This is a genomic window from Moorena sp. SIO3I6 (assembly GCF_010672095.1).
On the sequence record NZ_JAAHHU010000537.1, the window covers coordinates 1 to 2,898 of the forward strand.

Below are 2,898 nucleotides of genomic sequence, written 5' to 3' on the forward strand. Positions count from 1 at the left end.
CAGAAGTTGGAGAAAATGTTTTTCCTTTCAATCCAGGGGATGTCGTTACTTTCAAAAATGGCGAACTTAGCTACATGAAACAAAAGTCTTCTTTTGTGCAAATGGTAGAGGATGATCGCTATGACTTACGTTTCTCACCCACTAATACTGGTGATTTTCTGATTGATCATAATTCTGATAACTATGATTTAGAGGAAATGAAGCAAACGATTCGCTCGGAAATTTGCTGTCATTTACCTAAGTTTATTAAGGAGAAGCAAGACTCTTTATTTCTAGAGTATTGTCATTGGAAGTTAATTTATCAGCTAGAAATTGTATTCCCAGATGAAACGCAACAATACTACTTTGATTTTTCGGAAGAGAATATTGAGTGTCACACTGGGTATAATCCTTTAGCCCATGTTTTTACAAGCATTGCTGCTTCTAATTTTTACGGTATGAGTAAGGGAATTAAAGGATGGGATTCTGCTCATATGGGAGGTTACTATCGGAATTTCCAGAAATTGTATCTACCTACTCCTTACGGAATTATTAAGCCAATTGAAGTAAATCAAGAAAATAGCTCACAAGTTAAAGATCCTCTCGATCAAAGATTTCCCTATCAGGAAATTTTTGAAAAAGTTCGACAGTATGAAGTTCAACGATGGAAATCTAGTGAGGTTAATCCAAAAGTTGTTCAGAAGGACGAAACTAAAATGTTGAGAATCGGTAATACCTTAGTCCGCTTATCAACAAATAACAATAAAGTGAGTACTGAAGAAGTAACTGAAAGTTTGCAGTTAGTTGGAGGAAAATAAACATGAAAATCACTCGGAATCAATATTCCTCTCTTCGAGAGAAAGCCTTTAACCCTGATTATCTCCAAGACTTGCAAAAGGCCATTTTATCTTCTCCCTATTTAGGAGCAAATCAACTCAGTGAAAGTTTTAGCAATACTAAAGGTTTCTCAGTTGTTTTTAAAGCGGCAGGAATAGAGCAGGTGAAACAACATTTTCCTTTTCTTCAACCCTATTTACAAGCCACTTTGAAACCTACCTGCAATGCCTTTTATCTTAACCATTTAATCCTACAAGGGGGTGGGGACGTCAAACGTCATGTGGACTGTAGTATTTCTAGCTATGTAGAGAGTCACACCATTCCACTTGTTGTCAGTGTTCTTTATGTGAAAATTCCTGAGGATTTAGAAGGGGGAGAACTATTGTTACAAAAAGGAAGTTTTACTATCCAGACAATCAAACCTCAAGAAAATTCCTTGCTTTATTTTCAAGGAAATTTAACTCATTCAGTCAATCAGGTCAAAACCTCACAAGTTCGGATGAGTTTGGTTTGTGAACAGTATGCTTTGGACTCAGCCAAACTTAAGAAAATCCCTGAATTTAAAATAGAGTTTAACTCTTTATCCTTTGCTTATCAGTAGCTAAGTCGTAAGCTATCAGCTATCAGCTATCAGCTATCAGCTATCAGCTCTCAGCTATCAGCTATCAGCTATCAGCTCTCAGCTCTCAGCTCTCAGCTTTGAGCTTTGAGCTTTTAAATAAGCGATGCAGCGCGGTCTTGGGGGTTTCCCCCATGAGCGACTGCATCAAGACAACAAGTAAGCATTCGTTTAATCTTTGTTACGTCAGCTGAATGCTGACGGCTGACGGCTGACGGCTGAATGCTTACCTATTTACAAAGTATTTTGAGAAGGTTTTAAAATACTTTGTAAATTTTTGGTGTCAATAAAAAATCATTTTTTATTTGTATATTTTTTATTTAAAGGGTTGACAAATTATTAAAAATTAAGCTATATTATTAGTAAGTTGATTGATGGCATTAACAAAAGTAACTGTTGTCCATCAACTGATAAGTTGACAACCAATAGCAAGGAAACAATCATGTCCAGAGAATCAGTATTAGCTTTAATCAAAGCCTCAGAAACTGACCAGGCTTTAAAAGCACAAATCGAATCGGCTGAAGGTCCTGCAACCGTATTAGAAATCGCCGCCAATAAGGGTTACGATTTCACTGAAGAAGAACTTTTGGCTGTGATGCAAGAGCAGCAATTAGGATTTGCTGAAGCTCCTGTTGAACTGAGTGAAAATGCTAAAGCTTTAGTGGAAGCAGTAGAAGCCAATGAAGTCTTCCGCAATAAACTACAAGAAGCAGGTGGTTTAGCAGATGTTGTTGCGATTGCCGTGGCTGAAGGTTTCAATGTAACTGAAGAAGACGTAGAATCTGGCTTGGCTTACTTACAGCAGGAAGATGAGTTATCCGATGCTCAACTGGAAGTTTTATCCGCAGGTTGGTCACCGTTTAATATCAAGGTTGTAGGCCAAGAGAATAGTCCTAAAAGTAAGAAATCAAAATGGTAACAGTTTTCTAAACAAGTTAGAAAAAACTAGCTAGTTAATAATTAGTATGACGGGGATGTCAGGTCAATTATTTCCAAATCATCCCCGTGATTGCTAGCTTCTTTATAAATAAGCTCTTAGGAGCGCAGTAAGCATTCAGCCGTCAGCTGTCAGCCGTCAGCTTACTTAAAATAAACCTTGTTCGCGTAGCGTGCGCATCGCGCTTACGGGAGAATTTAATAGTTCGAAATTAATCAGAATTGAAAGTCTGGGTAAAAGCTCAAAGGCCAAGGCCAAGGCTTACCTCTTGTATTCTTAACGGTTTCCTCCTCCAGCGTCGCCACAGGCCTTTAGCTGATAGCTGTTCGCGCAGCGTGCGCGTAGCGCATTAGCTGATAGCTGAATGCTTACGGAGCGCAGATCTATGTAAATGTATAGATAAATGTATAGATAGGAAAAGTATGAAGGTATCAAAAGCATTAGAAGCTTGGGTTAATATTCTGGGTTCAGACAATGTACTTACCAGTGAAGTTGAAGTAACTGCTAGAGAAAAAGCAACGTTTGT

The 2,898-nt window shown here is 38.1% G+C and carries 3 protein-coding genes; all 3 read left to right on the top strand.

Annotation, left to right across the window (positions count from 1 at the left end):
• Positions 1 to 797, top strand: a 797-nt coding sequence (locus tag F6K49_RS39110; protein WP_293105925.1) for a hypothetical protein, incomplete at its 5' end; no start/stop codon positions are given.
• A 2-nt stretch (positions 798 to 799) separates the two neighbouring features.
• On the top strand, positions 800 to 1,417 hold the full coding sequence (locus tag F6K49_RS39115) for a 2OG-Fe(II) oxygenase (protein ID WP_293105927.1): 618 nt from the start codon (positions 800 to 802) through the stop codon (positions 1,415 to 1,417).
• A gap of 385 nt (positions 1,418 to 1,802) precedes the next feature.
• A complete protein-coding gene (locus tag F6K49_RS39120; protein ID WP_293105929.1) occupies positions 1,803 to 2,354 on the top strand; it encodes a Nif11-like leader peptide family RiPP precursor in 552 nt (183 codons plus the stop codon).
• The last annotated feature ends 544 nt before the right edge of the window (positions 2,355 to 2,898 follow it).

What these genes read in the sequence shown, in the direction of transcription:
- F6K49_RS39115 (WP_293105927.1), top strand. Translation starts at nt 800, where the DNA reads ATGAAAATCACTCGGAATCAATATTCCTCTCTTCGAGAGAAAGCCTTT.